Origin of the sequence: Desulfoglaeba alkanexedens ALDC (genome assembly GCF_005377625.1) — a bacterium.
Taxonomy (GTDB): domain Bacteria; phylum Desulfobacterota; class Syntrophobacteria; order Syntrophobacterales; family DSM-9756; genus Desulfoglaeba; species Desulfoglaeba alkanexedens.
In genome coordinates, this window is sequence record NZ_CP040098.1 from 121,916 (window position 1) to 145,900 (window position 23,985).

General features: G+C 56.0%; 27 protein-coding genes and 2 pseudogenes. 21 read left to right on the forward strand and 8 right to left on the reverse strand.

Features of this window, described 5'->3' with window-relative positions:
* The first annotated feature begins 50 nt into the window (after positions 1 to 50).
* From FDQ92_RS00640 to FDQ92_RS00670, 7 genes and pseudogenes are all read left to right on the forward strand, one after another.
* Entirely contained in the window at positions 51 to 1,193 is a 1,143-nt protein-coding gene (locus FDQ92_RS00640) for a glycosyltransferase family 4 protein (RefSeq protein WP_137422806.1), read from the forward strand.
* 50 nt (positions 1,194 to 1,243) lie between these two features.
* A pseudogene (locus FDQ92_RS00645) lies at positions 1,244 to 1,471 on the forward strand (NAD-dependent epimerase/dehydratase family protein); the annotation flags it as partial.
* A gap of 15 nt (positions 1,472 to 1,486) precedes the next feature.
* Positions 1,487 to 2,911 carry a sugar transferase gene (locus FDQ92_RS00650; RefSeq protein ID WP_137422807.1) on the forward strand — a complete coding sequence of 475 codons (1,425 nt, stop codon included), beginning with the start codon at positions 1,487 to 1,489 and terminating at the stop codon, positions 2,909 to 2,911.
* Positions 2,912 to 3,158: 247 nt separating this feature from the next.
* Positions 3,159 to 4,010 (forward strand): endonuclease/exonuclease/phosphatase family protein, encoded by an 852-nt coding sequence (locus FDQ92_RS00655; RefSeq protein ID WP_137422808.1) that lies wholly within the window; start codon positions 3,159 to 3,161, stop codon positions 4,008 to 4,010.
* Between the two features lie 12 nt (positions 4,011 to 4,022).
* Positions 4,023 to 4,286, forward strand: a pseudogene (locus tag FDQ92_RS00660) (sugar transferase); the annotation flags it as partial.
* 464 nt (positions 4,287 to 4,750) lie between these two features.
* Positions 4,751 to 5,146, forward strand: a complete 396-nt coding sequence (locus FDQ92_RS00665; RefSeq protein ID WP_137422809.1) for a HEPN domain-containing protein — start codon at positions 4,751 to 4,753, stop codon at positions 5,144 to 5,146.
* Positions 5,116 to 5,421: a nucleotidyltransferase domain-containing protein gene (locus FDQ92_RS00670; protein ID WP_137422810.1), complete on the forward strand. Its 306-nt coding sequence runs from the start codon at positions 5,116 to 5,118 to the stop codon at positions 5,419 to 5,421. The genes FDQ92_RS00665 and FDQ92_RS00670 overlap by 31 nt, the downstream gene beginning before the upstream one ends.
* 330 nt (positions 5,422 to 5,751) lie before the next feature.
* On the opposite strand, the gene FDQ92_RS00675 is transcribed toward FDQ92_RS00670, so the two are convergent.
* Positions 5,752 to 6,882: an ATP-binding protein gene (locus FDQ92_RS00675; protein ID WP_137422811.1), complete on the reverse strand. Its 1,131-nt coding sequence runs from the start codon at positions 6,880 to 6,882 to the stop codon at positions 5,752 to 5,754.
* Positions 6,883 to 7,062: 180 nt separating this feature from the next.
* Between FDQ92_RS00675 and FDQ92_RS00680 the strand changes: the two genes are divergently transcribed.
* From FDQ92_RS00680 to FDQ92_RS00730, 11 genes are all read left to right on the forward strand, one after another.
* Positions 7,063 to 7,428, forward strand: a complete 366-nt coding sequence (locus FDQ92_RS00680; protein ID WP_246041777.1) for a GxxExxY protein — start codon at positions 7,063 to 7,065, stop codon at positions 7,426 to 7,428.
* Between the two features lie 446 nt (positions 7,429 to 7,874).
* Positions 7,875 to 9,074 (forward strand): glycosyltransferase family 4 protein, encoded by a 1,200-nt coding sequence (locus FDQ92_RS00685; protein ID WP_137422813.1) that lies wholly within the window; start codon positions 7,875 to 7,877, stop codon positions 9,072 to 9,074.
* 390 nt (positions 9,075 to 9,464) lie between these two features.
* The gene (locus FDQ92_RS00690) at positions 9,465 to 10,112 is read left to right on the forward strand and encodes an NYN domain-containing protein (protein ID WP_211341317.1); all 648 of its coding nucleotides are present in this window, start codon (positions 9,465 to 9,467) and stop codon (positions 10,110 to 10,112) included.
* A gap of 185 nt (positions 10,113 to 10,297) precedes the next feature.
* Complete coding sequence (locus FDQ92_RS00695; protein WP_137422814.1) at positions 10,298 to 11,254, forward strand: NAD-dependent epimerase/dehydratase family protein; 957 nt, start codon at positions 10,298 to 10,300, stop codon at positions 11,252 to 11,254.
* Between the two features lie 15 nt (positions 11,255 to 11,269).
* A complete protein-coding gene (locus FDQ92_RS15845) occupies positions 11,270 to 11,893 on the forward strand; it encodes a Rossmann-fold NAD(P)-binding domain-containing protein (RefSeq protein ID WP_137422815.1) in 624 nt (207 codons plus the stop codon).
* The gene (locus FDQ92_RS00705; RefSeq protein WP_137422816.1) at positions 11,799 to 12,695 is read left to right on the forward strand and encodes a sugar transferase; all 897 of its coding nucleotides are present in this window, start codon (positions 11,799 to 11,801) and stop codon (positions 12,693 to 12,695) included. Before FDQ92_RS15845 ends, FDQ92_RS00705 begins: the two co-directional genes overlap by 95 nt.
* A 247-nt stretch (positions 12,696 to 12,942) precedes the next feature.
* Positions 12,943 to 13,794 (forward strand): endonuclease/exonuclease/phosphatase family protein, encoded by an 852-nt coding sequence (locus FDQ92_RS00710; RefSeq protein ID WP_137422817.1) that lies wholly within the window; start codon positions 12,943 to 12,945, stop codon positions 13,792 to 13,794.
* Positions 13,791 to 13,946 carry a sugar transferase gene (locus FDQ92_RS00715; protein ID WP_170180117.1) on the forward strand — a complete coding sequence of 52 codons (156 nt, stop codon included), beginning with the start codon at positions 13,791 to 13,793 and terminating at the stop codon, positions 13,944 to 13,946. Before FDQ92_RS00710 ends, FDQ92_RS00715 begins: the two co-directional genes overlap by 4 nt.
* A 186-nt stretch (positions 13,947 to 14,132) precedes the next feature.
* On the forward strand, positions 14,133 to 14,561 hold the full coding sequence (locus FDQ92_RS00720; protein ID WP_137422818.1) for a four helix bundle protein: 429 nt from the start codon (positions 14,133 to 14,135) through the stop codon (positions 14,559 to 14,561).
* Between the two features lie 499 nt (positions 14,562 to 15,060).
* Positions 15,061 to 15,282, forward strand: a complete 222-nt coding sequence (locus FDQ92_RS00725; protein WP_137422819.1) for a type II toxin-antitoxin system HicB family antitoxin — start codon at positions 15,061 to 15,063, stop codon at positions 15,280 to 15,282.
* An 81-nt stretch (positions 15,283 to 15,363) separates the two neighbouring features.
* Positions 15,364 to 15,570, forward strand: a complete 207-nt coding sequence (locus FDQ92_RS00730) for a hypothetical protein (RefSeq protein ID WP_137422820.1) — start codon at positions 15,364 to 15,366, stop codon at positions 15,568 to 15,570.
* Between the two features lie 452 nt (positions 15,571 to 16,022).
* On the opposite strand, the gene FDQ92_RS00740 is transcribed toward FDQ92_RS00730, so the two are convergent.
* The 4 genes from FDQ92_RS00740 to FDQ92_RS16050 all read right to left on the reverse strand — a co-directional run bounded on the left by FDQ92_RS00740 (position 16,023) and on the right by FDQ92_RS16050 (position 17,781).
* Positions 16,023 to 16,316, reverse strand: coding sequence for a hypothetical protein (locus tag FDQ92_RS00740; protein ID WP_137422822.1), 294 nt, complete (start codon positions 16,314 to 16,316; stop codon positions 16,023 to 16,025).
* A gap of 2 nt (positions 16,317 to 16,318) precedes the next feature.
* Positions 16,319 to 16,591: a BrnT family toxin gene (locus FDQ92_RS00745; RefSeq protein WP_137422823.1), complete on the reverse strand. Its 273-nt coding sequence runs from the start codon at positions 16,589 to 16,591 to the stop codon at positions 16,319 to 16,321.
* A 691-nt stretch (positions 16,592 to 17,282) separates the two neighbouring features.
* Positions 17,283 to 17,564 carry a DUF2442 domain-containing protein gene (locus tag FDQ92_RS00750; RefSeq protein ID WP_137422824.1) on the reverse strand — a complete coding sequence of 94 codons (282 nt, stop codon included), beginning with the start codon at positions 17,562 to 17,564 and terminating at the stop codon, positions 17,283 to 17,285.
* Positions 17,545 to 17,781, reverse strand: coding sequence for a DUF4160 domain-containing protein (locus tag FDQ92_RS16050; RefSeq protein ID WP_137425650.1), 237 nt, complete (start codon positions 17,779 to 17,781; stop codon positions 17,545 to 17,547). Before FDQ92_RS16050 ends, FDQ92_RS00750 begins: the two co-directional genes overlap by 20 nt.
* A gap of 566 nt (positions 17,782 to 18,347) precedes the next feature.
* On the opposite strand from FDQ92_RS16050, the gene FDQ92_RS00760 reads away from it, so the two are divergent.
* A complete protein-coding gene (locus tag FDQ92_RS00760; RefSeq protein WP_137422825.1) occupies positions 18,348 to 18,722 on the forward strand; it encodes a VanZ family protein in 375 nt (124 codons plus the stop codon).
* A 115-nt stretch (positions 18,723 to 18,837) separates the two neighbouring features.
* A complete protein-coding gene (locus tag FDQ92_RS00765) occupies positions 18,838 to 19,629 on the forward strand; it encodes a tyrosine-protein phosphatase (protein ID WP_137422826.1) in 792 nt (263 codons plus the stop codon).
* A gap of 128 nt (positions 19,630 to 19,757) precedes the next feature.
* Here the strand turns inward: FDQ92_RS00765 and FDQ92_RS00770 are convergent, their stop codons facing one another.
* The 3 genes from FDQ92_RS00770 to FDQ92_RS00780 form a co-directional block, all read right to left on the reverse strand.
* The gene (locus tag FDQ92_RS00770; RefSeq protein WP_211341318.1) at positions 19,758 to 20,123 is read right to left on the reverse strand and encodes a GxxExxY protein; all 366 of its coding nucleotides are present in this window, start codon (positions 20,121 to 20,123) and stop codon (positions 19,758 to 19,760) included.
* Between the two features lie 166 nt (positions 20,124 to 20,289).
* Positions 20,290 to 21,321 carry an SLBB domain-containing protein gene (locus FDQ92_RS00775; protein WP_137422827.1) on the reverse strand — a complete coding sequence of 344 codons (1,032 nt, stop codon included), beginning with the start codon at positions 21,319 to 21,321 and terminating at the stop codon, positions 20,290 to 20,292.
* A 130-nt stretch (positions 21,322 to 21,451) separates the two neighbouring features.
* Complete coding sequence (locus FDQ92_RS00780) at positions 21,452 to 22,165, reverse strand: hypothetical protein (RefSeq protein ID WP_137422828.1); 714 nt, start codon at positions 22,163 to 22,165, stop codon at positions 21,452 to 21,454.
* Positions 22,166 to 22,351: 186 nt separating this feature from the next.
* Between FDQ92_RS00780 and FDQ92_RS00785 the strand changes: the two genes are divergently transcribed.
* Positions 22,352 to 23,812, forward strand: a complete 1,461-nt coding sequence (locus FDQ92_RS00785) for an O-antigen ligase family protein (RefSeq protein ID WP_137422829.1) — start codon at positions 22,352 to 22,354, stop codon at positions 23,810 to 23,812.
* Positions 23,813 to 23,985 lie beyond the last annotated feature (173 nt).

Genomic DNA, 23,985 nt, shown 5'->3' on the forward strand with positions numbered 1-23,985 from the left:
AACGAACGGCAGAAAGAACCTGGGACCTACTCGAGCAGGAGGCAAGGTAATTGCGCATTGCATTAGTACATGAGTGGTTAACCACCTATGCGGGTGCCGAGCGGGTACTTGAGCAGATGATTGCCACATTCCCGGAGGCGGATTTTTTTGCGCTCTGTGATTTCCTGCCCCAAGAGGAGAGGGCCTTTCTCCAAGGCCGCGTTCCCCAAACCACCTTGATCCAGCGGCTGCCGCTGGCACGATCGAAGTATCGAGCTTATCTGCCGCTGATGCCGCTAGCAATCGAGAAGTTTGATCTTTCTGGATATGATCTGGTGATTTCCAGCTCCCACGCAGTTGCAAAAGGCGTTCTTACCGGACCTGAGCAACTGCATATCTCGTATGTGCATTCGCCGATGCGCTACGCCTGGGACTTACAGCACCAGTACTTGGCCGAAGCTGGGCTCGGGAACGGGCTGCGCGGCTGGGCCGCACGCTGGATTTTGCACCGTATCCGCCTCTGGGACGTCCGCACCGCAAACGGCGTGGATGCCTTCGTTGCGAACTCCAACTACATCGCACGCCGGATCTGGAAGGTTTACCGCCGAAAGGCCCAAGTGATCTATCCGCCGGTAGACGTGGAGCATTTTTCGGTGCGCGCGGCAAAGGAGCCATTTTATCTGGCGGCCTCTCGGATGGTACCGTACAAGCGCATGGGCCTGGTGGTGGATGCTTTTGCTGCGATGCCGGGCCGGCGGCTGGTGGTCGCAGGTGACGGGCCAGAACTGCGCAAAATACAGGCAAAGGCGAGAGGCGCGGCCAATATCGAAGTCGTCGGCTTTTTGCGCACAGAAGTGCTGCGGGATTACCTCACCCGGGCACAGGCGCTGGTGTTCGCGGCCGAGGAAGATTTCGGTATTCTCCCCGTGGAAGCGCAGGCTTGCGGAACGCCGGTGATCGCCTACGGTCGCGGGGGTTGCCGCGAGACGGTGGTCGAGGGGGTCACGGGGCTTTTTTTCGATGCGCAGACCCCGGACGCTGTAATGGATGCCGTGGAACGCTTCGAATGCTGTCGCAACCGTTTCGATCCCGCGGTGATCCGTCATCACGCCGAGAGCTTTTCAACAGACCGCTTCCGGAACGAATTTTCGACGTTTGTGCGGGAAACCTGGGAGCGGTTTCGTACCGAGCGGGATAGATGTTTTACGGGTTGATGGGCTGAGTATGGCGGCAAGCGAGGGCTGCCGCCGTGAGGCTTCCACAGTTGAACATCGGCTACGACGAGATGGTGACCATCGACCAGTTGGCCGACATGGCCATGGAAATCGCCGGCAAGAAGCTCGCCAAGAAGCACATCGACGGCCCGCTGGGGGTGCGCGGGCGCAACTCCGACAACCGGCTCATCGAAGAAAAACTCGGCTGGCGCCCGAGCCGGCCGCTTCGCGAGGGGCTGGAGAAGACCTACCGCTGGATCGCGGCCCAGGTGGGATAAAAGGAGTGGATTGTCATGCTGAAGGGGAAAAGACCATCTCTCAGAGAATCGAGCCCTTTTCTGATGCCTTTTCTGCGCCTGTTGGACGCCGCGCTGGTGGTGCTGACGCTCTATTCCATCGTGGTGCTGTACGTCGGTCAGTGGGGTGACCAGTACACCGATCTGGCCGTCGCCGCCTTCGGCATGACCCTGCTGGTGTTCCATTACGCGGATCTCTATCGGCCGTGGCGGGGGCAGAGCTTTATCAGCGAGTTTAGCGTCCTTTGCACAGCCTGGGTCATCGAGATCGGGCTGGTGATGTTTCTGCTGTTCGTTTTCAAGCAGGGCCAGGTTTTTTCCCGCGCGGCGCTGCTGATTTGGTTCGGGGCCGTGCCCATGGTCCTGTTCGTGGTGCATGTCTCCTTTCGCAAGATGCTCCGGTTGCTTCGGTCCAGCGGCAAGAACCTGCGCCGGGCGGTCATCGTGGGCGCCGGAGATCTCGGGTTCACCCTGGCGCGGCATATCGAAGCGGCCCCCTGGATCGGCATCCGGGTGATCGGTTTTTTTGACGACCGGAAAACCACCGCGGACCTGGCCGGCACGGCGCAGCGGGACCAAACCATCCTGGGAACCGTTTCCGACCTCAAAAAATATCTTGAAAAGAACGACGTGGACTTTGTCTACATCGCCCTGCCCATGCGGGCCGAAGGCAAGATTCATGATATCCTGCAAAACTGCCGCACCCTGGGGGCGCGGCTTTTCCTGGTGCCGGATCTTTACGCCTTCCGCATTTTGAACACCCGGCTGGAGCGGCTGGGGTCGATGATGCTGCTGGATTTCAACCCCGAGTCGGGCCGCAAGCGGCTCTTCGATGTGGCCTTCTCGTTGCTGGTGATCCTTTGCAGCCTGCCGTTGACCCTGCCCATCGCCTTGCTGATCAAGCTGAACGACCGGGGGCCGGTCTTCTACGGCCACCGGCGCATCACGGTCTCCGGCCGCGAGTTCAAGTGCCTGAAGTTTCGCACCATGTGCGTCGATGCCGACCGCAAGCTGGAAGAGATCCTGGAGAGGGATCCGGAGGCGCGGCGGGAGTGGGCGCAGACCTTCAAGCTGAAGAACGATCCCCGCGTGACCTGGTTGGGGCGCTTTCTGCGCAAGACCAGCCTGGACGAGCTGCCCCAGTTTATCAATGTGCTGAAGGGGGAAATGAGCGTGGTGGGGGCCCGGCCCATCGTGCACAAGGAGCTGTGCGAGTATTATCGCGAAAACGGCGGGATCTACTGCTCCATCAAGCCGGGGATCACTGGGCCGTGGCAGATCGGCAAGCGCAGCGACACCGAGGACTACCAGGAGCGCGTCGAGCTGGACACCTGGTATGCCGTCAACCGCAATTTCTGGCTGGATCTGAAGATCATCTGCCTGACCGTGGTCAAGGTGCTTCGGGGTAGCGGGGCGTACTAGACGCAATGAGCCTCCTACTGCGGGATGGATGATTAGGTTTATTTAGATCCACAGATTACACAGATTTACACAGATAATTCTTTTTCTCGCGCAGAGGCGCAGAGGCGCAAAGAAAAAAAGGCGGCGCTTTCATGTTGTTGCCCGGGCGTCAGGATGATGGAGATCACGTTACTGTTGGCGTCGACTCGCAAATGCACTTTGGTAAGGGCGTTTTGGGTAAAAACAAACCCGGTTTTCCCCTTTCTTTATGATTTACAGACGCTACCTCCTGATTGTTGCGATTGCCACCTGCCTGGCCATCGGCATGGCCTGGGCCGTGCACCGGCCCGAGGCGGGCGGCGGCGGCTTTTCCGCCATGACCTTCAACGTGGGCGATGCCAACCCGCGGCCGTTCCCGGTGGCCCGGACCGCGGCCTGCATCCTGGACGAAGGCCGGCCGGATATTCTGTTCTTGCAGGAAGTGCCCGGCGGCCGGGCCAGGGCCGAGCTTTTGGAAGCCTTGGGGTATCCGCACGCGGCCGGGGCGCAGGCCAAGTCCGGGAAACTGGCCGGGCTGATGGTGCTATCGCTTTATCCCATCGGAGAAACGCGGGAGATCGAGCTGCCCAGCGACGGCAGAGGCTCCGGCGCGCTGTGCGCCGTGCTCGACATCGATGGCGAAAGAGTGCTGGCTTGCTCGGTGCATCTGGACGAGGTGGATCCCAAGGTCCGCAACGCCGAGGGGCAGGTGGTCTTTTCCGCGCGCCAGGCATTGGATTCCATCTACGCCGAGCTTTTCAGCGACACCGTGCGCACCGCTGCGGTCAAGGTCCTGGGGGCGGCCGTCGCCCACGCCGGCATGCCGGTGATCCTGGCCGGCGATTTCAACACCGTGCCGGTATCGCGCACCATCCGCCACGTGAGCGCCCGATACCGGGATGTGCTCTGGCCCGGGGTGGGCTGGTTTCAAGGCACCTATCACAAGATCGCTTTTCCGCTGAACCCCCGCATCGATTACATCTTTGTCTCCCAACGGATTGCGGTGGACCAGGCCCGGGTGCTGGCCCGCAGCGCCGGGGATCATTTCCCGGTCAGGGCGGCATTGAAGAAAAGCGCATAAGACGAATTCCTTGTGTTGCGCGGCGAGATGAGCCTGGTGGGCCCGCGGCCGCCGATTCCGGCCGAGGTGGCGCAATACGAAACCTGGCAGCGCCGGCGCCTGTCGATGAAGCCGGGGCTCACGTGCATCTGGCAGACCACCCCGCGGCGCAACGAGGTTTCCTTCAAGGAATGGATGAAGATGGACCTGGCCTACATCGACAACTGGAGCCTGAGGCTGGATTTCAAGATCCTGGCGCGCACGGCTCTGGTGGTGCTGTTGGGGTATGGGCGGTAAAAAATAAAAAATTTACAGAAGATCACGAAGGAAACGAGATGAATACATGATTTGGATGAGTCCCTGAGGGAACTGACTTCGTCAGGGATGATTCGCTACGCGAAGGATGACTGACTTCGTCAGGGATGATCCCTTCGGGATTGGATGATTAGGATGATTAGGATGGCGCCTTCGGCATTACTGACTTCGTCAGGGATGATTAGGATGATCCCTTCGGGATTGGATGATCCCTGCGGGACGGATGATTCGCTTCGCGAAGGATGATTTGGATGATTTGGATGGCGCCTTCGGCGCGGGATGAATGCCTTCGGCGGGATGATTTGGATGATCCCTTCGGGATGGATGATTAGGATGACTGACTTCGTCAGGGATGACTTGGATGAGTCCCTTCGGGATTGGAGGATTCGCTTTGCGAAGGATGATTAGGCTTTTAAACAGATTGACATCCACATCGTGAGGGAAATGTGGACAAACACGAAATTCTCCAATACTGGATCGAGAGTTCGGACACCGATTTCAGTGCTATGGAGCATCTATTCGAAAAAGCAGATTATGCTTGGGCATTGTTTGTCGGGCATCTTGTCCTAGAAAAGCTCATCAAAGCTTGGTACGTTCACAATGTCGGAATAAATCCGCCGTTCATCCATGATCTTGTGCGGTTGGCAGAGAAGGCCGATTTAGCGCTCAGTGAAGGTCAAAAGGATATTCTGGACACCGTTTCCACGTTCAACCTGCGTGCGTGTTATGACGATTACAAAAGGGAATTTCATCGAAAATGCACACGTGATTTTACGAAAAAATGGATGGATGAAATTCGAGGTATGAGAACATGGCTCAGAGAGAAGCTCCCGAAGCCGTAGTGAATTATGCCACACTTTTGAAGAGGACAATCCCACACGTCAAAAAGGTCCTCCTTTTCGGATCGTACGCCAAAGGAACGTACAAAGAAGACAGCGATCTGGACGTTGCGGTGATTGTCGAGACGATTGCCGATACCTTTGAAATGCAGGTGGATTTGATGAAACTCCGACGGAAGTTTGATACGCGCATTGAACCTCATCCCATCAGGGAAGCCGACTTTCATATGGCAAACCCCATCGCGAGAGAAGTTATGGAAAGCGGAATCGAAATATGAGCTTTGAGGCGCTGGGATTGACATCCACAGATTACACAGATTAACACAGATAATTCTTTTTCTCGCGCGGAGGCGCAGGGACGCAGAGAAAAAAATGGGATGATTAGGATGACTTGGATGATTTGGAGGCGGCTGGGGGCGGAGATGGGCGGTGCAGGGGGATTTTCTTTTTAAATCCACTTCTTTTTCTCGTGCAGATTTTTCTCGCGCAGAGACGCAGAGGCGCAGAGAAAAGATAACGATATCATGTTTTAAAAACTTGGCGTCTCTGCGGCTTGGCGCGAGGAAATGTTTGATGTATTGGGGTGAAGGATATGATTTCGCGAAGGCTTATTGAATAAACTGCAAATAGTTGTCCCGGTGTATGACTTCGAAAGTGGCATTGGGGTAGGCGTTTACCCAATCCTTGGGCGCGTGGAGCGTGCGGCGTTTCCATTTGATCTCAAAACCTGAGAGGGTTCCGTGGCGTTCTTCAACCAAGTCGATTTCCTTTTTGTCGTATGTCCTCCAGAAGTAGGCGTTCGCGGACTGGCCCAGATATTCCTGCTTTTTCAACCGTTCCACGATCACATAGTTTTCCCATAGCGCCCCGGTGTCGTCACGAATCTCCAATGGATTGAAGTTGTTGATCAAGGCGTTGCGAACGCCGTTATCATAGAAATAATAGCGTTGATTCTTGACGATTTCCTTGCGCAGGTTCCGGCTGAATCCGCTCCGCCTGAAGATGATAAAGACCTTTTCCAGAAGATCCAGATACCGCTCAACCGTATTTTTGCTCATACCCAACTGCTTTCCCAACTCCGCGAGCGAGACTTCGTTGCCGATTTGAAAGGCCAGGAGCTGGACCAGGCGCTGCAATTTGTCAGCGTGCCGGATCCCTTCCAGTTGAAGAATATCCTTGAACAAATAGGATGAAACCAGTTCGCGCAGGTAGCTTTGGCGTTCGGTGTTGCCGCGGAGGAGGATCACTTCCGGGTATGAGCCGTAGATGAGCCGTGCATCGAGATTGGCTTTGGTTTGGTGAGGTTTCTCCATGTGGGCGATCTCCATTTGCGCCAGAGGGAGAAGTTTCAAGACCCTTTTTCTGCCGGTTAATGGCTCGCCGATGTCTTTGGCGAGGTCGAACGAGGAAGAGCCCGTGGCGATGATACGAAGCGAGGGGATGGTATCCACGATGATTTTAAGGTTTCGGCCGACCTGGTTGATGTACTGGGCCTCGTCCACAATAAGGATGGCGTGATTTCCCACAAAATCCCTGAGTTTTTCGGTGGACTGGCTCTCCAGGTATTCACGGATCACGATATCGTCGCCGTTCACAAACAGGACTTCCTCGGGGATGGATTCGAGGTACTTTTTAAGAAGTGTGGTCTTGCCCACCCGGCGGGGGCCGTAGATAACCACGACCTTGCCCGGCGTGACGGCCTCTTTCAAATTGGCGAGTTGTCTCTGTGGGATATACACGATGCCCCTCCATTTTTGTTTTAAATAACGACCTGCATACTGACTGAAATATGATAAATACGGTCAGTTTGTCAACCTTAATTGACATCCACAGATTACACAGATTTACACAGATGAATAGGTCAAGGAATCAAGGGGTTTGATGGAAAAGCCGATAATCCGTGGCCATCGGTGAAATCTGTGGACAGGGATCAGCGGACATACGCCATTATCGGGGCCGCCATGGAGGTGCATCGGGAGTTGGGTCCCGGTTTTCTGGAAGCGGTTTACCAGGCGGCCATGGAGATGGAACTGACGTTGAGGGACATCCCTTTCCGCTCTCAACCGCAAGTCGCCGTTCAATACAAAGGCCGCGATCTGGACAAGGTGTATCAGCCGGACCTGATATGCTTTGGGGAAATTATTGTGGAGCTCAAGGCCCTGTCCAACTTATCCGGGACCGAGGAGGCTCAGATGATCAATTACTTGAAGGCCACAGGGATGAAGGTGGGTTTGTTGATCAACTTCGGTGGGCCATCGCTGAAATACAGGCGCTTTGTGTATTAAGGAGTCATCCACAGATCACAGATTACGTAGATTGGCATCCACAGATTACGTAGATTGGCGTCCACAGATTACACAGATTTACACAGATGAATAGGTCGAGGAATAGGTCGAGGAATCAAAAGTGGTTTGATGGAAAAGCCGATAATCTGTGGCCATCGGTGAAATCCGTGGACAAAGATCAACAGATTTACATCCACAGATTACACAGATTTACACAGATGAATGGATCGAGGAATAGATGGAGGAATCAAGGGGCTTGATGGGAAATTTGATAATCTGTGGCCATCGGTGAAATCTGTGGACAAAGATCCACAGATTACACAGATTTACACAGATGAATAGGTCGAGGAATAGGTCGAGGCATCAAGTGGTTTGATGGAAAAGCCGATAATCTGTGGCCATCGGTGAAATCCGTGGATAGGGGTGCGGGGGTGAATCCAGGCAAGATGAAAATTCTCGTCAATGACCATGCGGGGCATCCGTTCCAGGTGCAGTTGAGCCGGGCATTGGCCGGTCGCGGTCACGAGGTGCGGCATTCTTTTACCGCTCAGTTGCAAACCCCGCGGGGGGCGCTGGAGCGAAGGGAAGCCGACCCGACAAATCTGGATTTTTTTCCCATCGTGCTTTCAAGGCCGTTCAGCCGCTACGGGCTGCTGGAGCGGGCGCGGCAGGAAAACGAGCTTGGGCGCAAGCTCAGCGCCGCGGCAAGGCGGTTCCATCCGGATGTGGTCGTTTCCGCCAATACGCCCCTGGGGGCGCAGGCCATGCTGGCCAAAGAGTGCCGGAAAATGGGTACCGGGTTCGTGTTCTGGCTGCAGGATCTCTTGGGGGTGGGCATCCGCAACAACCTTGAAAAGAAGCTGCCGGTCCCCGGGAAGGTGGTGGGGCGGATGTACATCGGCCTGGAGCACCGGCTGCTCCGGCAGAGCGAGGCGGTGGTGGCCATCACCGAGGATTTTGTGCCCATCTGCCGCAAGGCGGGCGTTGCGCCGGAGCGCATTCACGTGGTGGAAAACTGGGCGCCGCTGGATGAAGTGGGGGTGGTGGAAAAGGAGAACCCGTGGTCCAGGGCGCACGGGCTGGACGGGACCTTCAACTTCATCTACTCGGGCACGCTGGGCATGAAGCACAATCCGCGGCTGCTGCTGGACCTGGCCCGGGCGTTTGCCGGGGAGAAGCAGGTGCGCGTCGTGGTGATCAGCGAGGGTCTGGGTGCGGGGTTCTTGAAGGAGCAAAAGGAAAAGCCGGGGCTGGACAACCTGGTGCTGATGGGCTTCCAGCCATTCGAGCAGGTGCCTCTCGTTCAGGGGGCCGCCGACGTGCTGGTGGCTATTTTGGAGCCGGACGCCGGGGTGTTCGCCGTGCCGTCCAAGGTGCTCACCTACCTGTGCGCCCGGCGGCCGCTGCTGCTGGCGGTGCCGCCGGAAAACCTGGCGGCCCGGATCGTCAGCGGCCAAGGGGCGGGCATCGTGGCGGCGCCCGGGGACGGGGAGGCTTTCATCGATGGCGCCAGGCGCTTGTGGCGAGATGCCGATCTGCGGCAAAAGATGGCCGCAAACGGCCGCCGATATGCCGAAAAGACCTTCGACATCGAGCGCATCGCCGACCGCTTCGAAGGGATCATCCAAGGGGCGAAGAGAAAGTAACCACGAAGGCACGAAGGGCACGAGGAAAGAGAGTAAAATTAACAACTTCGTGTACTTCGTGACTTTGTGGTTGTATTCAAAAAACCTGTGAGAGGCATGATCGGGGTGAAGGTAAAGAAACCACGAAGGCACGAAGGGCACGAGGAAAGAATTTATGACTAAGGTCTTTGTGTACTTCGTGTCTTTGTGGTTTTATATTTGAACCACGAAGGCACAAAGGGCACGGCGGTAAAATATCTCAATGATTATTTATAGTTGAAGACTTTTCTGCGGGCAAGGGGGATGAAGCAATAAAAATTTGGTTGACGGCCTGGTTATTTCTGACTATTTATTTTGTCAGAGTACCCGCTGGCAGCATGCTGCCGGTTCAAAGGCCGTGAGGGAAACCTCGTGGCCTTTGCTTTTTCTGGAGATGGCGTGAGAACGATCGGCTATGTGGACGGGTTCAACCTGTACTATCGTGCCTTGAAAGGAACACCATATAAGTGGCTGGATTTGAATAAAATGCTTTCTCGTATCCTGAAAAAGGAAAACAGGTTGGTCGGGATACGATATTTCACAGCCATGGTGACCGGGCGGATTGACCCCGATCAGCCAAGAAGGCAAAGAACCTATCTGAATGCTCTGGAAACGCTCCCCGGTCTCACCGTTCACTTGGGCACCTTCTTGGCAAAATCCACCAAAAGGCCTCTTTCGGGTTCAAATCCTCGGCAATTCGTCAGTATCGACAGTTTCGAAGAAAAGGGCTCCGACGTAAATCTGGCATCTTACCTTGTCCACGATGGCTGGCGGGACATGTATGACGTGGCAGTGGTCGTAACCAGCGATACCGACTTGATAACTCCCATCGAATTGGTCATCCGAGATCTGAAAAAACCGGTTGGCATCATCTCCCCCAGCATTCCTTGCCCGAAGGGGTTGGCCCAAGTGGCCAGTTTCGTCCGTCATATCCGAAAGGCGGATTTGAAAAATTGCCAATTCCCGGCAAGTTTTACTAATGCGCAGGGAAAACGGATTACACAGCCCAGGGGCTGGTGAATTGCTATGGAATGTTTGTGAAATGAGGATCGACGACACGCTTATGATGAAGGGCTTTGTGTTCTTTGTGTCTTTGTGGTTTTTATTTGAACCACGAAGACACGAAGGACACGAAGAAAAATATATGAAAAAAACTTTGTGCTCTTTGTGTCTTTGTGGTTCCAAATTAGAAAGGAGTATTCAGAATGAAGACGGCGTTGGTTTGTGGAGCGGGTGGTTTTATCGGCAGTCACATGGTCAGAAGGCTGAAGGATGAAGGCTACTGGGTGCGGGGCGTGGATCTGAAGTTTCCCGAGTTCTGGGAAACCGTTGCCGACGATTTCGTCATCGGCGATCTGCGCGAGCAGGATCTGTGCCGGCGGATCGTGGACCGGCGCTTCGACGAGGTGTATCAGTTCGCCGCCGACATGGGCGGCGCCGGGTACGTCTTCACCGGCGTTCATGACGCCGACATCATGCACAACTCGGCCCAGATCAACCTCAACATGCTCGATGTTTGCCACAAGCGCAACGTCAAGCGCATCTTCTATTCCTCCTCGGCCTGCATCTACCCCGAGTACAACCAGCTCGACCCGGACAACCCCAACTGCGCCGAGGACAGCGCCTACCCTGCCCAACCGGACAGCGAGTACGGCTGGGAGAAGCTCTTCAGCGAGCGCATCTACCTTGCCTACCAGCGCAACAAAGGCATGGAGGTGCGCATCGCGCGCTTCCACAATATGTTCGGCCCCTACGGCTCCTGGAAGGACGGCAAGGAAAAGGCGCCGGCGGCCATGTGGCGCAAGGTGGCCATGGCCCCGGACGGCGGCGAGATCGAGATTTGGGGCGACGGCAAGCAGACCCGTTCCTTCCTGTATATCGACGAGTGCCTCGACGGCGTGCTGCGCCTGACGCGCTCGGACTGGAGCGGGCCGGTGAACATCGGCTCCGACGAGATGGTGACGATCGACCAGTTGGCCGACATGGCCATGGAGATCGCCGGCAAGAAGCTCGCCAAGAAGCACATCGACGGCCCGCTGGGGGTGCGCGGGCGCAACTCCGACAACCGGCTCATCCAAGAAAAACTCGGCTGGCGCCCGAGCCGGCCGCTTCGCGAAGGGCTGGAGAAGACCTACCGCTGGATCGCGGCCCAGGTGGGATAAAAGGAGTCGATTGTCATGCTGAAGGGGAAAAGACCATCTCTCAGAGAATCGAGCCCTTTTCTGATGCCTTTTCTGCGCCTGTTGGACGCCGGGTTGGTGGTGCTGACGCTCTATTCCATCGTGGTGCTGTACGTCGGTCAGTGGGGTGACCAGTACACCGATCTGGCCGTCGCCGCCTTCGGCATGACCCTGCTGGTGTTCCATTACGCGGATCTCTATCGGCCATGGCGGGGGCAGAGCTTTATCAGCGAGTTTAGCGTCCTTTGCACGGCCTGGGTCATCGAGGTCGGGCTGGTGATGTTTCTGCTGTTCGTTTTCAAGCAGGGCCAGGTTTTTTCCCGCGCGGCGCTGCTCTCTTGGTTCGGGGCCGTGCCCATGGTCCTGTTCGTGGTGCATGTCTCCTTTCGCAAGATGCTCCGGTTGCTTCGGTCCAGCGGCAAGAACCTGCGCAGGGCGGTCATCGTGGGTGCCGGAGATCTCGGGTTCACCCTGGCGCGGCATATCGAAGCGGCCCCCTGGATCGGCATCCGGGTGATCGGTTTTTTTGACGACCGGAAAACCACCGCGGACCTGGCCGGCACGGCGCAGCGGGACCAAAACCATCCTGGGAACCGTTTCCGAGCTCAAAAAATATCTTGAAAAGAACGACGTGGACTTTGTCTACATCGCCCTTCCCATGCGGGCCGAAGGCAAGATTCATGATATCCTGCAAAACTGCCGCACCCTGGGGGCGCGGCTTTTCCTGGTGCCGGATCTTTACGCCTTCCGCATTTTGAACACCCGGCTGGAGCGGCTGGGCTCGATGATGCTGCTGGATTTCAACCCCGAGTCGGGCCGCAAGCGGCTCTTCGATGTGGCCTTCTCGTTGCTGGTGATCCTTTGCAGCCTGCCGTTGACCCTGCCCATCGCCTTGCTGATCAAGCTGAACGACGGGGGGCCGGTCTTCTACGGCCACCGGCGCATCACGGTCTCCGGCCGCGAGTTCAATTGCCTGAAGTTTCGCACCATGTGCGTCGATGCCGACCGCAAGTTGGCCGAGATCCTGGAGAGGGATCCGGCGGCGCGGCGGGAGTGGGCGCAGACCTTCAAGCTGAAGAACGATCCCCGCGTGACCTGGTTGGGGCGCTTTCTGCGCAAGACCAGCCTGGACGAGCTGCCCCAGTTCATCAACGTGCTGCGCGGCGAGATGAGCGTGGTGGGGGCCCGGCCCATCGTGCACAAGGAGCTGTGCGAGTATTATCGCGAAAACGGCGGGATCTACTGCTCCATCAAGCCGGGGATCACCGGGCCGTGGCAGATCGGCAAGCGCAGCGACACCGAGGACTACCAGGAGCGCGTCGAGCTGGACACCTGGTATGCCGTCAACCGCAACTTCTGGCTGGACCTGAAGATCATCTGCCTGACCGTGGTCAAGGTGCTTCGGGGTAGCGGGGCGTACTAGACGCAATGAGCCTCCTACTGCGGCATGGATGATTAGGTTTATTTAGATCCACAGATTACACAGATTTACACAGATAATTCTTTTTCTCGCGCAGAGGCGCAGAGGCGCAAAGAAAAAAAGGCGGCGCTTTCATATTGTTGTCCGGGCGTCAGGATGATGGAGATCACGTTACTGTTGGCGTCGACTCGCAAATGCACTTTGGTAAGGACGTTTTGGGTAAAAACAAACCCGGTTTTTCCCTTTCTTTATGATTTACAGACGCTACCTCCTGATTGTTGCGATTGCCACCTGCCTGGCCATCGGCATGGCCTGGGCCGTGCACCGGCCCGAGGCGGGCGGCGGCGGCTTTTCCGCCATGACCTTCAACGTGGGCGATGCCAACCCGCGGCCGTTCCCGGTGGCCCAAACCGCGGCCTGCATCCTGGAGGATGGCCGGCCGGATATTCTCTTCTTGCAGGAAGTGCCCGGAGGCCGGGCCAGGGCCGAGCTTTTGGAAGCCTTGGGGTATCCGCACGCGGCCGGGGCGCAGGCCAGGTCCGGGAAACTGGCCGGGCTGATGGTGCTATCGGTTTATCCCATCGGAGAAACGCGGGAGATCGAGCTGCCCAGCGACGGCAGAGGCTCCGGCGCGCTGTGCGCCGTGCTCGACATCGATGGCGAAAGAGTGCTGGCCTGCTCGGTGCATCTGGACGAGGTGGATCCCAAGGTCCGCAACGCCGAGGGGCAGGTGGTCTTTTCCGCGCGCCAGGCATTGGATTCCATCTACGCCGAGCTTTTCACCGACACCGTGCGTACCGACGCGGTCAAGGCCCTGGGGGCGGCCGTCGCCGACGCTGGCATGCCGGTGATCCTGGCCGGCGATTTCAACACCGTGCCGGTATCGCGCACCATCCGCCACGTGACCGCCCGATACCGGGATGTGCTCTGGCCCGGGGTGGACTGGTTTCAAGGCACTTATCACAAGATCGCTTTTCCGCTGAACCCGCGCATCGATTACATCTTTGTATCCCCCCGGATCGCGGTGGACCAGGCCCGGGTGCCGCCCCGCAGCGCCGGGGATCATTTCCCGGTGAGGGCGGCATTGAAGAAAGGCGCATGACACGAACTCCTTGTGCTGCGCGGCGCAACGAGGTTTCCTTCAAGGAATGGATGAAGATGGACCTGGCCTACATCGACAACTGGAGCCTGGGGCTCGATTTCAAGATCCTGGCGCGCACGGGCCTGGTGGTGGTTTTGGGGTATGGGCGGTAAGGGACAACTGCGGGTTAGATCCACAGATTACACAGATTTACACAGATAATTCTTTTTCTCGGGCAGAGGCGCAGAGGCGCAGTGAAAAAAATAGAATGATTTGGATGATTAGGATGGCGCCTGCGGCGCTGGATGAATGCCTGCGGCATGGATGATTTGGATGATTGGCATGGGTGAGGCATATTGATGCAAGATGAGGTTTTGGAGAGGAATAAGAACCTGAATCGGGGGTTTCGGAAGCTGGAGGTTTGGAGAGAGGCTATTCAGCTTTATGGCTTTGAGAAGAAAGTCCTCGACAGTCTGAAAAAAATCTCGTTCAAGATAAAGGATCAGGTTTTGGATTCGGTGTTTTCTATCAGTTCCAACATTGCGGAAGGCTACTGCAGGAGGTCGATCAAGGAGTATATTCAGTTCATCAATGTGGCGTTGGGGTCTTGCGGGGAGAATTATTCGCAATTTTATGCCTTGTTGGAGTCAGGAGAGATCGGCAGGGCGGTTTTTGATGAGTTTGATGAGCGGCACCATCGGATTGAGAACAAGCTGATGAATCTGGCGAAGGCGCTCTCCAAGAAGATGAAGACGGGGCAGGATTGGGATTCGGATTACAAGGTTTGAACAAGTGGCTGCGGCACGGATGATTCGCTTCGCGAAGGAATGCCTTCGGCATGGATGAGTCCCTTCAGGACGGATGATTTGGATGATTAGGATGGCGCCTTCGGCGCGGGATGATCCCTTCGGGACGGATGATTTGGATGATTAGGATGGCGCCTTCGGCGCGGGATGATCCGTTCGGGATTGGATGATTCGCTTCGCGAAGGATGATTTGGAGGCCGCTGGGGGCGGGGGCCGGGAAAAGATAAAATTCGAATATCCAAAACAATTTTCAAAATTCAAATAAAACAAATTAGAAACGGCAAAAGAAGATCTAAAGAGTTTTTTTGGTCATTGTTGTATTTGGTTATTCGAATTTGTTTTGAATTTCGATATTTGGATTTCGAATTTAAGTTTTTCGGCTTTAAAGTTTTTGTTTTTCGTTAATCTTTTACCCGCTTGACTTTGGTGCCTCGCAGGAATATGGTTTTTAGTAATATGCTATCCGGAGGAGGATGTCAAAATGAAATATACATTGCCAGTTGTTATCGTCCGTCTGGAAAATGGTGACTATCTGGCAAGATGCGAGGACGTCAGGGCCACTGCCATCGGCGATACGCCCTCTGAGGCAGTTGCCAACCTGCGGGAGTCTATTGAACAGATTGAAAAGAAACGAGAATTAGTGTTTTCAGGCAGCCATACAGGGCCTATACGGGACTTTTCAAGGCAAAAAACAGAACTATAGCCATAATTAAAGTCTTTGACGGATATTGAAAATATTGTGATGATGCTCTATAATTAAAAAAATAGAAAAAAGGAGCACTTCATGAATACGGGTCTGTTAGTTCTTTATACAGATAATGACGGCAGCCTCAAAGGGCTGCCAAAATTCCCACCAAACAAAAAGGTGGAGGTTTATTTTCGCATTACCGGCCCGATTGAAGCGCAACGTCCTCCCCGACGCCTGCCCAATCCGGAGATAGCAGGAAAAATACTTATAAAAGGGGATGTTTTTGACACTTGCTGCCGTTGAACTTCCTGAACATCATCGAGACCCGCAGGACAGACTTATGATCGCAACGGCATTAATCAATGATGCCAAATTGATGTCCGCCGATCAGAAGTTTCTTAAATATCAAGAAATTGTTAACAATTTGTTGTAACCCCACCAAAGCGGACAGCCCTTTGTGCTTTTTCAGAAGGGTCTTATTGGATCCGTAAAGGCCTCGTCTTGCATACCACCGCAGACATCATCCACGTCGCACAAGACGTGCGCCTGCCGGCCCAGAATCGAGAGTTAGGACACCCATTTCAGTGCTATGGAGCATCTATTCGAAAGCGGAATCCAAATATGAGCTTTGAGGCGCTGGGATTGACATCCACAGATTACACAGATTTACACAGATAATTCTTTCATCGCCCCAGAAATGCTCAATTATATGGATTTAGATCATGCGACAACTACCCTGACACAGGGGGTTGGTCTCATTTCCTAACTGCATCTAATTCCTTTTTAATATCCTCTGCAAGCCAATGCCTCACCAATGTCTGATAGGGCATAGCCTTCATGGTGGCGAGCTTCTTAATTGCCTGAACATGAAGTGGATCCAACTTAATTGAGATGTTCTTCAGTTTTCTTTTACGCTTCCCTGTGATGATGTCCTGACGAATGTCGTCTTGCAGGCTAAAGGTAACGGGCTCTTCCGTGATCTCATCCAGGATATTCTCCTGATCGTAGTATTCAGCCCAAGTTTTTCGAGTTGTTTGTTCGGTTTTCATGGTTAGCTCCTGCGTTTCTTATAGTATTGCAATTCTGCACGGGACATGTCCCAGCCTGTAAACGCCCGGACAATGCCCTTGGGTTTTAGCTCGAATATAATTGTTAGATACCGCCCGTCAAATGTAGGTCCAAAAACGGCATAATGCCCTTGTTTTGTCTTTCTAAAAAAGGGTTTGTTGGCGAAGACCTCTTCTGCTTCCTCCGGAGTAACGCCGTGGCCGAGTTGGAGATGCAGGGCATTGCCTTCATCCCATTCGAAATCATTAATTCTCAAAAAACGATCTCCTTGTTCCTAGATATACAAAGTATTACCTGATTGATGAAATTTGTCAAGTTGAAATATACATTCCGCAGTCATGTCGTTGATTAGTGGCGTAATTCAGCAATTCCCGCATTCGGCCCTGATTGTGGGGTCATGCGATTAGCTTGATGCATATGGGGTGTTGCCCCGCAATGTTATTCATGAAGGTGGTTGCCCCCTGTGTCAGGGTGGTTGTCGTTATGATCTGATCCAAGGAGTAAACATGTCCTGTAGTATACACAAATTTCGGTAGATGATTCATCAGGGGGTTGATGACGTTTTGGCGAAGGTTGATGGGGGCACGGAGCTTGGGAACGAGGGGAATTCTTTTTCTCGCGCAGAGGCGCACAGAAAAGCTTTGGGGCGCTAAAAACCCTTGGCGGCTTGGCGCGAGGAAATCTTTCGTGTCGTCTTGGCGCGAGGAAGGTAGATGAATAGATGGTTCAATCAAGGCGTTTGATGGAAAATCCGATCATCTGTGGCCATCGCTGGAATCTGTGGACAGGGATACCGGGCTGAATACGTTACTCGGGCACACTGGGCATGAAGCACAATCCCCGGCTGCTGGTGAACCTGGCCCGGGCGTTTGCCGGGGAGAGGCAGGTGCGCGTCGTGGCGATCAGCGAGGGCCCGGGGGGCAGGATTCCTGAAGGAGCGACAGAAGTCAGGAGTCGGCAGTCAGAGGCGGCAATTGGAAATTGCCTGCAACAATCCCCGGAACCGTAATGTCTTCATCAAGTGTTTCCCAGCGCAATGCAAATCCGTTCAACCTGATTTCGACGTCTTTGAGTTGATCATCCGTGGCTTTCGACAGTATCTTGAAGCGGTCTGCGGGAAATCCGACGATGCGGCCGTCCGTCAGTTCGATGAAGATGGTCCGGGATTCTACCCAGGCCCTGATCGCGGCCGGCTCAACGGTTTCCAGTCTATTCATTTCGGCTTTCATAGTATTTCCTCATCAAAAAAAGCTGGTTCTCAAACACCATCTTCTCTATCTTTCTCACGATCAATGGAGCGACGCCCTTATTTCTTGCCAAACGAACCGGTTGAAGCCAGAACTTGCACTCGCCATCAGGCGTTGCCACATGGATGTGCGGCGGTTCGTTTCCTTCGTCTGAATAAAAATGGAACCTGAAGGTCCCTATTTTCATGACCGTAGGCATGTTGCAAATATAGGATAATCCGCATGTTGGTGCAAGGGGTTTTCGGGAGGACGGCGAGATCGCCAAAAACCATGCGGCCCAATGGCAGGGTGAGACGGACGGGGACCGGGGATGGAGGCGGAAGACGGATAACGCAAGAAAGTTATTTCATCCGATCCAATCATACTTACAACCATAAGAGTATAATGCCTATGTACCACATACGATTCTGCGAGGCGGCTTCTTGGGACGCCCCCTGCCGTTGCGTTTGACGGCTGCTTGATCCATCAAGTCCTTGAAGACGGTGCTTTCATGTTATTGTCCGATTGAAGAAAGGCGCATGACACGAACTCCTTGTACTGCGCGGCGCAACGATGTTTCCTTCAAGCAATGGATGCAGATGGACCTGGCCTACAGACAGCTGGAGCCTGGGGCTCGATTTCAGGATCCTGGTGGGAACGGCCCTCGTGGTGCTGTTGCGGTATGGGAGATAAGGCACAACTGCGGGATGGATGATTAGGTACATTTAGATCCACAGATTACACAGATTTACACAGATAAGGTCGATATTATGGAGGGGGGGATTAATGGACACGCTGACCGGTTTATACGGCAGGCACAGTAGAGTGTTGCAGACGGCAGGCAGGGGCACCCTGGTGGTGCTGCTCGCATGTATGCCATGGGCGATGTTGTCGCCGCAGGCCAGTCCGCCTTCTCACTGGGCCGGGTGGATGCACGTGGGGGCGGTGGCGATGTTGTCTGTGCTAGCCTATGTGAGCTTTGCGTCTCTGTGGAGCCGGGCCGGAGCCGTGATGTTTGTGTTTGCATACAGCGGCTTGATGGAGCTGTTGCAGCATTTTTCGGCGGGGCGCACCGGGTCATGGGAAGATCTCGGGATGAACGGGGTTGGGGTATTGATCGGGGTGGCGTTGGTGAAATGGGCAATGATGCGTGCGGTTTGATGGAAAAGCCGATCATCTGTGTCCACCGGTGAAATCTGTGGACAAAGATCAACAGCTTGACATCCACAGATTACACAGACCATTCTCTTTCTCGCGCGGAGGCGCAGAGAAGACCATGGTTGATCTTCACACGCACATTCTTCCCGGTATCGACGACGGGGCGCGGTCGTGGCACGAGGCGCTGGACATGGCCCGGGCCGCCGCGGACGACGGCATCACCGTGATGGTGGCCACTCCGCACTGGCACCGGGGCGTCTACGAAAACGGCCGAAAACGCATCCTTTCCATGACGGAAAAGCTCAACGAGCTGCTGGACCGGCATCGCATCGCACTTCAGGTGCTCCCGGGCGCTGAACTGCGCATCCACCCCATGATCCCCCACGGCATCCGCTCCGGCCGCCTCATGACCTTAAACGACGGCCGCCGTTACGCCTTGCTGGAATTCCCCCCGGAGGTCCTTCCCCAAAACCTCAACGCCTTCTTCTTCGAACTTCAGAACCAAGGCGTCACGCCGGTGATCGCCCACCCCGAACGGCACCCCGAGGTGATGCGCCGCCCCGAACACCTTACCGACTGGATCCGATGCGGCGTGATCCTCCAGATCACCGCCCAAGGTCTCCTGGGGGGAATGGGAAAGGACATTCAGCGGTTCACCATCCACATGCTGGAAAACCGACTCGCCCACGTCATCGCCTCCGACACCCACGGGCTGAAAAACCGCCCGCCGAAGCTTTTGGAAGCCTTTCGGTTCGCGTCGGAGATCGTGGGCGAGGAAGCGGCGCGGGAACTGGTCCTGGACATCCCGGGACGGCTGGTCAAGGGCGAACCCTACGAACCGCCGGCGCCCCCTCTCCAGCAGCGAAAGCCGCCCCTTTGGCGCCGGCTCCTGCGAGGACGTTCCCGATGATTGTCAAGATAAATGAGGCACGTCCGCTGATGTTTGTCCACAGCTTTAGATCCACAGATTACACAGATTACACAGATTATCTGTGTAATCTGTGTAATCTGTGGATGTAAACTTGTGGTCCTGTGAGTTTAATACACAAAGCGCCTGTATTGCAGCGATGGCCTACCGAAGTTGAGCAGCACACCCACCTTCAGCCCTGCGGCCCTCAGGTAATTGATCATTTGAGCCTCCTCGGTGCCGGATAAGCTGGACAGGGCCTTGATCTCCACAATAATTTCCCCAAAGCATATCAGGTCCGGCTGGTACACCTTATCCAGATCGCGGCCTTTGTATTGAACTGTGACCTGCGGTTGAGAGCGGAAAGGGATGTCCCTCAACGCCAGTTCCATCTCCATGGCCGCCTGGTAGACCGCTTCCAGAAAACCGGGACCCAACTCCCGATGTACTTCCATGGCAGCCCCGATAATGGCGTATGTCCGCTGATCTTTGTCCACAAGTTTAGATCCACAGATTACACAGATAGCCACAGATTATTGGATTTGCTTCTTGTTCCCAAGGTGGAGCTTGGGAACGAGGGGAAAATCCCCCTCCCCTTTAAACTCAATAGCCGCCGGCTCCTTCATCTGTGTAATCTGTGTAATCTGTGGATATAAAACGGTGTTATTGCGGCGGCGGGGTATAGCCGATGCCCATCAGGCCCATGCCGAGGTTCAGGCGCAGGCCGTAGAGCATCGCCTCAAAGGTACTGGTTTCCACGAACACCACGTCGCGGTCCCGGACGGTCATTTCCTGGGCCTTTCCATTCTGGATGTCGTTCAGGCTGAGCTGCACCACTTCCCGGGAACCTCCCGGCATATAACGGACCAGCTTGATGTTCCCTTCGCTGGCGGTAGTCCTCAAGCCCCCTGCTTCCACAATGGCTTGCTGCACCGTCATTTCCCTCCTGATGGGATAGGCCCCGGGTTCGCGCACCGCCCCGTCCACGTAGACCATTCTCGCCTCAGGCACGAAAATCACGTCCCCCGGAAGGATTTCCAGATTCAACTCGGAATGGCCTTCTTCGATGAGTTGGTCCAGGTCGACGAGGTAGGTATCCGGCCGCTCCGGGTTCTCACCCTTGCGACGGATCTGCACCGTGCGGCCGGCTGTCTCCGACAGGCCGCCGGCAAGCGCCAGGGCGTCCAGCAGCCGCTGGCGGGCCGGGTAGTCGAAGGAACCGGATTTCTCCACCGCTCCCAGGACCGTGATCTTGCCGCCGAACCGTTCTTTGACGAAGATGCTCACGTGGGGATCCTGGAGATACTTTTCGCGGTAGAGGTCTTCGATGAGCTGCTCGGCGTTCACTGTGGTCAGGCCTTTCACTTCAACCGACCCCAAAAGCGGCAGCGTCACGAAGCCTCGGGCTCCGATCCGCACCTCGCTGTTGAGTTCCGGCGCCTCGAAGACGGACACCTGGATCAGGTCGCCTTCGTTCAGGATGTAGTCCTGGAATTCCGGTGCACCGCCCGCTGAAGCGAAAAGCTTGGCGTTCAGTTCCTCAATCGCTTTGCTTTCCGGATCCGTTTGGGCCATCACCGCATCCAGCGTGGTGGTGGGTTTAAGTCCCCCCGTGGTGCACCCGTAGAGACCGATCAGAACGGCGGCGACCAGCGCCCACCCCCACGCGCGCTTCCTGTCGAGGTTTCCTTTCATCCGGCGTGCCTCTTTTCACGGTTTACGACCGCGGTGGGTTCCGCCGAAGCCGGGGAACCCCCAAAATAGAGAAGCGGTGGCGCGCCGAGCGCGACACCGCACGTCATACCTTCCTCAGAAGCGGGCGGTCCTACTGCAGGCCGCTGGGCGTGGAGGGGCTCACATCATCGTCGTCGTCATCGTCGTTCATGTTTTCCACAGCGATCGCACCGGTCACGATGGCCGCCGCCCCAACACCCGCCGCTATGGCCGCCTTGGTGGTCCCGCTCAACCCCTCGGCGGCGACGGCTTCACCCTCTTCCGCCGGAGCAAACTCACTGGAGGCCAGCCGGATTTCCGCGCCCGGAGAAAGCACCTGGGAGCCGTTTCGGCTCGCCACCTTCAGCGTCCCTTCATGGAGCGCGAGCCGCGTTTCGTTTTCCGTAACGATAAGGCTTCCACGCACCATGCTTCCGGTATCGGCGGAAAAGACCGCATCCTCGAATCGGACCACGTCATGGGGCGTTCGGAACGTCACCAGGTCGGCATCGGAACGCATGGCAAAGTCCAGGCGCCCGGACTTCACGCTCACGTCCCAGCGGTCGGCGCCTTCGCTCACCGCAAAAACCGCCTGATCGTGGGCGACCATCTGCACGCCTTCCATCTGCACCAGGCATCGGCCGTTGCAGAGCAACTGAAGCCCGTCCGGAACCGGCATCTCGGACTGGATCCGCCGGACTTCCCGGCCGTTTTCGAGAACACTCATCGTCCCGTTGGGACGCATCACAGCTCCCGCCCAAGCCCCCGCGGGCAACACCAGGAGCCCCACCAACGCCCATACCACCACTGTTCTCGCGACTTTCATTTCCTCCTCCTTTTTTAGGTTATCCTCCGAACGTTTTAAGCGACCCGCCACCCCATGCATTGGAAAGGCCTTGACAACGTATTTGAGATTACGTATTGCAAGGCTCAGTTTGCGTGTCAAGAAGAAAATATCCTGCAAAGGCTCGAGGCGTCGGCGGTATATCCTGAAAAAGTTGAGTGAAGTCGAATGTCATGGATTTTTCGTTCAGGAGCGGAGCCCCGTCTCGAAACAGGGCGACCGGAACCACGCGACCCGACGCGGGAACCGAAGCCGGCCGCATCGGCGGCGGTTCGGAGCGAATGGGTGCTCCTGGGCGGGTCCGCGGCGCTGATGCTGCTTTTCTTCGGCGGCTCGCACCCCGCGTTTTGGGCGCCCGTTTGCGGCGTTTTCCTGGTGGCGGCCGCCGGGTTCACTCTGGCGGGGAAGATCACCTTCCGACTCCCGAACCGCCGGTGGGCGGCCCTTCTCGTGGGCCTTCCGTGCATCCCGCTTCTTCAGAGCATCCCGCTTCCCGAAGGGCTCCTCCAGGGGATCAGCCCGACCCGGGCCGCGTGGCTCTTTCAGGCCGAGAAAACGGCGGGGATCGGGCAGGCGCCGGCCGCCCTTTCCTACCTATCTTGGGACACGGTCTTCATCGGGGGACTGTGGTTCTTTTTCGCCGCCTACGCCCTGCTGCTGGCACGCACCTTGGACCGGTCGCGTGAGGAGCGCGCTCGGATCATTCGGTTTTTCTTCGTCCTCGCGGTGTTCCAGGCGGCTTACGGGATCATCCAGGTCCTGATCCCGTCCGTGGGGGTGCTCTGGGGCACGGACCGTTCTTATCGGGGCTTCGCCCGCGGGACCTTCATCAATCGGAACAACTACGCGGCGTTTCTCGGACTGCTGTGGCCGGTGCTTCTGGCCTACACGCTGAAGCTCCCCGGGGGCCGCCGGGGGAACCGACGGCAAATCCAGGACGAAAGGCGCCAGCAAAGGCTCTTTTTCGGGTTCCTCACCGGCCTGGTGCTTCTAGCCCTGGTCTTTTCCGCTTCCCGCGCCGGCATCCTATCGACCCTTATTGCTTCCACCCTTTTTCTGAGCCTGGCCGGAACCCGCCGAAAGGAGCCTCTCGTGGCCGTTGTCGGCTGCTGGGTCGTCCTTCTCGCCTACGGGGCGGTCATCGGCTTCGACGGCATTCTCACGCGGTTCGACCGACTGGAATCCGACACGCCGGGACGCTTCCGCATCTGGCGCGACACGTGGACCCTGATCCAGGACCATCCCTGGACCGGGATCGGCTTGGGCTCGTTCCAGGAGGTCTTTCGGGTCTACCAGACCCATCTCCCGGAATTCAGCTTCGCCCGGCACGCTCACAACGACTACCTGCAGTGGATCGCCGAACTGGGATGGCCGCTGGGCCTTGCGTGGATCGCCCTGCTCTGGGGCTTCTGGCTCCGGAACGCCCGCCGGATCCTCGCGCTCCGCCGGAACCCCGGTCGGGCGGACCCCACCGTGGCCGCGGGTTGCCTCGCCGGCATGGCGGCGTTCCTTCTCCACGCCTGGGTCGATTTCCCGTTCCAGATGGCCGCCAACGTCTTGACGCTCATCGCCGTCATGACGCTCCTGCGCGCGGAAGTCAGACATCAGACGATAGACTTTAAACGATAGACTTTAGACTTTAGACTTTAGACTTTAGACTTTAGACTTTAGACTTTAGACTTTAGACTTTAGACTTTAGACTTTAGACTTTAGACTTTAGACTTTAGACTTTAGACTTTAGACTTTAGACTTTAGACTTTAGACTTTAGACTTTAGACAATAGACAATAGACAATAGAGTAT

Coding starts and splice junctions, on each gene's coding strand:
- FDQ92_RS00650 (WP_137422807.1), top strand. CDS start 1,487: ATGCTGAAGGGGAAAAGACCATCTCTCAGAGAATCGAGCCCTTTTCTG.
- FDQ92_RS00655 (WP_137422808.1), top strand. CDS start 3,159: ATGATTTACAGACGCTACCTCCTGATTGTTGCGATTGCCACCTGCCTG.
- FDQ92_RS00670 (WP_137422810.1), top strand. CDS start 5,116: ATGGCTCAGAGAGAAGCTCCCGAAGCCGTAGTGAATTATGCCACACTT.
- FDQ92_RS00685 (WP_137422813.1), top strand. CDS start 7,875: ATGAAAATTCTCGTCAATGACCATGCGGGGCATCCGTTCCAGGTGCAG.
- FDQ92_RS00695 (WP_137422814.1), top strand. CDS start 10,298: ATGAAGACGGCGTTGGTTTGTGGAGCGGGTGGTTTTATCGGCAGTCAC.
- FDQ92_RS15845 (WP_137422815.1), top strand. CDS start 11,270: ATGCTGAAGGGGAAAAGACCATCTCTCAGAGAATCGAGCCCTTTTCTG.
- FDQ92_RS00710 (WP_137422817.1), top strand. CDS start 12,943: ATGATTTACAGACGCTACCTCCTGATTGTTGCGATTGCCACCTGCCTG.
- FDQ92_RS00715 (WP_170180117.1), top strand. CDS start 13,791: ATGACACGAACTCCTTGTGCTGCGCGGCGCAACGAGGTTTCCTTCAAG.
- FDQ92_RS00720 (WP_137422818.1), top strand. CDS start 14,133: ATGCAAGATGAGGTTTTGGAGAGGAATAAGAACCTGAATCGGGGGTTT.
- FDQ92_RS00725 (WP_137422819.1), top strand. CDS start 15,061: ATGAAATATACATTGCCAGTTGTTATCGTCCGTCTGGAAAATGGTGAC.
- FDQ92_RS00730 (WP_137422820.1), top strand. CDS start 15,364: ATGAATACGGGTCTGTTAGTTCTTTATACAGATAATGACGGCAGCCTC.
- FDQ92_RS00740 (WP_137422822.1), bottom strand. CDS start 16,316: ATGAAAACCGAACAAACAACTCGAAAAACTTGGGCTGAATACTACGAT.
- FDQ92_RS00750 (WP_137422824.1), bottom strand. CDS start 17,564: ATGAAAGCCGAAATGAATAGACTGGAAACCGTTGAGCCGGCCGCGATC.
- FDQ92_RS16050 (WP_137425650.1), bottom strand. CDS start 17,781: ATGCCTACGGTCATGAAAATAGGGACCTTCAGGTTCCATTTTTATTCA.
- FDQ92_RS00760 (WP_137422825.1), top strand. CDS start 18,348: ATGGACACGCTGACCGGTTTATACGGCAGGCACAGTAGAGTGTTGCAG.
- FDQ92_RS00765 (WP_137422826.1), top strand. CDS start 18,838: ATGGTTGATCTTCACACGCACATTCTTCCCGGTATCGACGACGGGGCG.
- FDQ92_RS00775 (WP_137422827.1), bottom strand. CDS start 21,321: ATGAAAGGAAACCTCGACAGGAAGCGCGCGTGGGGGTGGGCGCTGGTC.
- FDQ92_RS00780 (WP_137422828.1), bottom strand. CDS start 22,165: ATGAAAGTCGCGAGAACAGTGGTGGTATGGGCGTTGGTGGGGCTCCTG.
- FDQ92_RS00785 (WP_137422829.1), top strand. CDS start 22,352: ATGTCATGGATTTTTCGTTCAGGAGCGGAGCCCCGTCTCGAAACAGGG.